The organism is uncultured Cellulomonas sp. (assembly GCF_963527515.1).
Classification (GTDB): domain Bacteria; phylum Actinomycetota; class Actinomycetes; order Actinomycetales; family Cellulomonadaceae; genus Cellulomonas.
In genome coordinates this window covers 1-2,720 of record NZ_CAURTV010000191.1, presented here as the reverse complement: position 1 = coordinate 2,720, position 2,720 = coordinate 1, and the positions used below count along the sequence as shown (strand labels likewise).

General features: G+C 75.1%; 3 protein-coding genes. 2 read left to right on the top strand and 1 reads right to left on the bottom strand.

Annotation, left to right across the window (positions count from 1 at the left end):
* On the top strand, positions 1-562 hold a 562-nt coding region (locus RYN42_RS20155; RefSeq protein ID WP_315099414.1), incomplete at its 5' end, for an FHA domain-containing protein.
* Between the two features lie 104 nt (positions 563-666).
* Entirely contained in the window at positions 667-1,398 is a 732-nt protein-coding gene (locus RYN42_RS20150; RefSeq protein ID WP_315099411.1) for a protein phosphatase 2C domain-containing protein, read from the top strand.
* Here the strand turns inward: RYN42_RS20150 and rarD are convergent.
* Entirely contained in the window at positions 1,361-2,341 is a 981-nt protein-coding gene (gene rarD / locus RYN42_RS20145) for an EamA family transporter RarD (RefSeq protein ID WP_315099408.1), read from the bottom strand. The two genes, RYN42_RS20150 and rarD, sit on opposite strands and share 38 nt — an antisense overlap.
* Between the last annotated feature and the right edge of the window lie 379 nt (positions 2,342-2,720).

Below are 2,720 nucleotides of genomic sequence, written 5' to 3'. Positions count from 1 at the left end.
GGTCGGGGGCGCCCCGGTCCGGCGCGCTCGGCACGCCGATCGGCCCGCCCCCGCGCCCGTCATCACCGAGGTGCCCGGCGCGGACCCTCGCCGACTGCTGCCCGCGCCCGGCCCGGTGATCGACGTCCCGGACCCCGTGACGGCGGCGATGCCGACGGTCGGGGCGCCCGGTCCCGGGCTGCGTGCGGTCCGACCGGCGGACCAGAACCCGGACCCGGGTCCCGGCACGCTGCAGCTCCGGCTGCACCTGCGCTTCGACACGGGTGAGGCGCTGGACGTCACGGGGGACGGGCTGGTCGGTCGCAGCCCGGGCGCGGAGGACGGGGTGGTCCACCTGGTGCCCATCGACGACCCCGACCGCTCGGTCTCCAAGGTGCACCTGGCCTTCGGCCCCGAGCCGGGTGGACGTCTCTGGGTCCTCGACCGGGGCTCCACCAACGGCACGGTGCTCGTCGGTCCGGACGGCAGGAGCGCGGCGCTGCTCCCGGAAACCCGCGCCGTGGTCGGGCCCGGGTGGACCGTCCGGTTCGGCCGGCGCAGCCTGGTCGTGCACGCCCGGTGACCTGCGACAAGGCTGGTCTGCACCAGGACAGTCCGGACCCGTAGCATGTCCGCCGTGAGGACGCCGTCCGCCCAGCAGCGACGCCGGGCGAAGAGAGCACGCGGATGACCGACGCCCGGGTGCGCCTGGACGTCGGCGTGGCGACGGCTCGCGGTCAGCGGGCTCGCAACGAGGACAGCGTCTGGGCCGCGGACGGCGCCTACCTGGTGGCCGACGGCATGGGCGGGCACGAGGCTGGGGAGCTCGCCAGCCGCACGGCGATCGAGGTGCTCCGGGAGCTGAGCGAGGGCGTCCTCGGTCCCGACGACGTCCGTCGGACCGTGCGCCGGGCGCACGCCGCGGTGCGCGCCCTGCCGGCGACCACGGGCCGGCGGCCGGGCACCACGGCGACCGGGGTGGTGCTGACCGATCACGACGACACCCCGTGCTGGCTCGTGCTCAACGTCGGGGACTCCCGGACCTACCGCATGGCCGGCGGCGTGCTCGAGCAGGTCACCCTCGACCACTCGGAGGTTGCGGAGCTGGTGGCCAGCGGACTGGTCCCGGCCGACGAGGCGAGCCGACACCCGCGGCGCAACGTGGTGACCCGCGTGCTGGGCGGCGGCGCGACGAGCGTGGAGCCGGACGTGTGGCTGCTCCCGGTGAGCCCGGGCGACCGCATGCTCGTGTGCTCGGACGGGCTCACGGACGAGCTGTCGGACGCGCGGATCCAGGCGGAGCTGCGGTCCCAGGACGCTGCCCAGCCCGCGGCGGACCGGCTGGTGGCCGCGGCGCTCGCCGCGGGCGGGCGGGACAACGTCACGGCGATCGTGGTGGACGCGACGCTGCGGCGCTGACCTCGGTGTCCCGGCGGCTCAGCCGCTGCGCGTGGCCGTGGCGGACGCCGTCGACCGTGAGGACCGCCAGGGCGAGCCACACCAGTGCGAAGCCCCACCAGCGGGCCGGCGGCATCTGCTCGTGCAGCACCAGGACGCCGATGAGGAACTGGAGCATCGGGGCCACGTACTGCAGCAGCCCGATCATCGACAGCGGCAGGCGTCGGGCCGCCGTGTTGAAGAGCAGGAGCGGGACGGACGTGACGACGCCCGACGAGACGAGGACCAGGGCGTGCGCGGGCCCGAACGCCCCGAACGTGCCCGAGCCGGCGGCGCCCATCCAGACCAGGTACCCGAGCGCGACCGGCGCGAGGACGAGGGTCTCCACCGCGAGGCCGGGCACCGCGCCCACGCTGCGCCCGACGCGGTTCTTGAGCAGCCCGTAGAACCCGAAGCTCAGGGCGAGCGTCAGCGCGATCCAGGGCAGCTGCCCGTACCCGGCGGTGATGACGACCACCGCGGCCGCACCGAACCCCAGGGCGACCCACTGCACGGTGCGCAGCCGCTCGCGCAGCACGACCACCGCGAGCGTGACCGTGACGAGCGGGTTGATGAAGTACCCCAGCGCGGCGTCGACCACCCGGTCGGTGAGGATGCCGAACACGAACACGAGCCAGTTGACGGCCAGGAGGACCGCCGCGATCGCGAGCACCCCGAGGGTCCGGCGGTTGCGCAGAGCCGCGACGAACGTGTCCCAGGTGCGTGTGACGAGGAGCAGGAGCGCGCAGAAGAGCAGGGACCAGACCACGCGGTGCGCGATGATCTCGACCGCGCCGGCCGGGGCCAGCAGCGGGAAGTACAGGGGGAGCACCCCCCACAGGACGTAGGCGCCGACGCCGGTGGCCAGACCGACGCCGTCGAGAGGTGCGGCAGCCGTCGGGCGGGGTGCGGGGGAGTCGGTCACGAGCAGAGCCTAGGTCGCGGTTGACGGCCGGGGAGACCTCCCCTAGTGTCCGGTTGCAGCAAGTTTCACCGTCGTTGCAGGGCGCATTGCAGTGCCCCGCCCCGCCGGTGCAGCGCGCCCTCCACCGGGATCCCGGCGGTCGGCACACCTCCTCCGGGACCGGTCCCGCCGGTCCCACCCGCGTTGCCGTGCGCCGCCACCACCCGGTGCGCGTCGGGCGGATGCAGGTCGGTCCCGCGACGGAGCGGTGACCGCGAGCGGCCCGACGACGTCGTCGGCCACCACCTCGAGGAGTGCACCACGTGTCTGACCACACCACCTCCCTCCGACCGCGCCGTGTCGCGCTCGGCGCCCTGCTCGCCGCGGTCCTGGCCCTCGC

What these genes read in the sequence shown, in the direction of transcription:
- RYN42_RS20150 (WP_315099411.1), top strand. Translation starts at nt 667, where the DNA reads ATGACCGACGCCCGGGTGCGCCTGGACGTCGGCGTGGCGACGGCTCGC.